The sequence below is a fragment of the Mesotoga infera genome (genome assembly GCA_011045915.1).
Lineage (GTDB): Bacteria > Thermotogota > Thermotogae > Petrotogales > Kosmotogaceae > Mesotoga > Mesotoga infera_D.
This window is the reverse complement of sequence record DSBT01000381.1, coordinates 1-1973: the sequence shown is the minus strand read 5'-3', so window position 1 is coordinate 1973 and position 1973 is coordinate 1. Positions and strand designations below refer to the sequence as shown.

Annotated in this window: 2 protein-coding genes; both read left to right on the top strand. The window is 47.5% G+C overall.

The window, feature by feature from the left end; genetic code table 11:
• The first annotated feature begins 13 nt into the window (after nucleotides 1-13).
• The gene (locus ENN47_12425; GenBank protein HDP78955.1) at nucleotides 14-649 is read left to right on the top strand and encodes a cobalamin-binding protein; all 636 of its coding nucleotides are present in this window, start codon (nucleotides 14-16) and stop codon (nucleotides 647-649) included.
• Nucleotides 650-884: 235 nt separating this feature from the next.
• Nucleotides 885-1973, top strand: a 1089-nt coding sequence (locus ENN47_12420) for a DNA recombination protein RmuC (GenBank protein ID HDP78954.1), incomplete at its 3' end; no start/stop codon positions are given.

Here is a 1973-nt window from a genome sequence, read left to right as displayed (position 1 = left end):
GGGGAGGTCGAAGATGGGAACCCTGGAGAGAATAACGAACGCGATCATCGAAACAATGCCTGCTCAGGCAAAAGCTGCCACTGAAGAGGCTCTAGCGGAAGGCCACAGCGCAAAGGAAATTCTCGACAGCGCGCTTATCCCGGGGATGGATGAAGTCGGCAGGCTATTCAGAGAGGGCGAGTATTTCGTTCCCGAAGTTCTTGTCGCAGCAAAGGCGATGAACCAATGCATGGATCTTATCGAACCTCTTCTTGTCAGCGGTGGGGTCAAGAAGATCGGCAAAGTGATTGCCGGGACTATCGAGGGTGACCTCCATGACATTGGAAAAAACCTGGTGTGTATGATGCTTAAGGGAGCGGGCTTTGAAATAATCGACCTTGGCGTCGATGTGAAACCGGAGGAGTTTGCGGAAGCTGCGAAAGGCGCCAGACCGGATATACTGGTGGTTTCTGCCCTGTTAACGACCACAATGCTCAATATGCCCAGAGTGATCGAAGAACTGAAAAAGGCCGGAATTCGAGAAGAAGTAAAGGTGCTCATAGGTGGGGCGCCCGTGAGTCAGACCTATGCCGAGGAAATTGGAGCGGACGGTTATTCTCCCGACAGTGCCGGAGCCGTCGAACTGGCAAGGATGTTCGTATCTGGGTAAGCTCATTTATTTTTGAGGAGTGTCCGATGGCGATCCGGAATCGTCGGGGAGACCGTTTGCTCAACGCGAAAATCAAATAATATACAGGTACTCAATACACGACTAAGTGTGATCAGGGAACCTTTAAAAAGTGTAATTTCAAAGACAAGTTGATATAATACCGATGGTATTCATTTATTCCGATTTTTCATTTTGACGGCTGTAAAGCTGTCTATTTACGGATGGAGGGTTCGAGATGTTGACAGCGCTGATAATAATGTCGGTCGTCACTCTGATTTCCTTTCTCTTCGCAATTGCATCTATCAGAAGGCTTTCTCAGAGTATCAGGAGGAATCAGGAACTCCAGCTCAAAGAGAAGGACCTGGAGAGAGATGTCGCAGAGAGGGATGAAAAACTGGACTGGCTAACTTCTGCCAAAGAGGAGCTTGAAGAGACCTTCAAAGCGATATCTTCTGATGTTCTTAATTCCAGTACGGAAAACTTCATTCGACAGGCAAACGACAAGTTCTCGGGATTGCTCAAGCTGCAGAAAGAAGATTGGGGCACTCAGAAAAAAGATTTCGAGAGTCTCGTTAGTCCGGTGAAAGACAACCTGGAAAAGCTGGAAAGAAATGTGAGGGAATTGGAATCTAAGAGAGAAGGAGCATACAAAGCTCTTGAAGAACAACTGAGGACTCTTACGACAGCAAACACCGATCTTAGGCAGGGTGTTACGGATTTGAAGGGCGCCTTGAGAAATAGATCAACTCGTGGAAGATGGGGTGAGATTGAGCTTCGTAGAATAGTTGAGCTCAGCGGCATGACCGAACATGTTGATTTTGTGGAACAGGAATCGATTGACAGCGGCAGGCCGGATCTTATTGTAAAACTACCTAACGAGGCTTACATACCGGTAGATGCCAAAGTTCCGCTCGACAGTTATCTGGCTGCATTGGAAGAAGATGACGAGTCGTCGAGAAGCCAGTTCATGAACGTCTACGCTAGGAATGTTCGCGAGACTGTGAATAGACTCGCCAGCAAGAAATACTCTGAATCGTTCAACAGAAATGCCGATTTTGTGGTAATGTTTGTCCCGGTGGAGTCTGCAATAAATGCAGCTTTTCTAACAGATCCGGACCTCTTTGAATATGCTATTGCGAAGAAGGTCCTTATTGCTTCTCCGGTGAATCTCGTTGCGCTGTTGAAGTCTGTAGCCTATGGCTGGCAGCAGTACAGCCTTACCGAAAACGCAGAAAGGCTTGTTCAAGCCTCGAAAGAACTCTATAATAGATTCGGTGTTTTCTTCGCTCATTACAACAGACTGCAGGGCCATCTAAAGAACGCC

Excerpts from the sequence above, each read along its gene's own strand:
- ENN47_12425 (HDP78955.1), top strand. The coding sequence starts at position 14 with ATGGGAACCCTGGAGAGAATAACGAACGCGATCATCGAAACAATGCCT.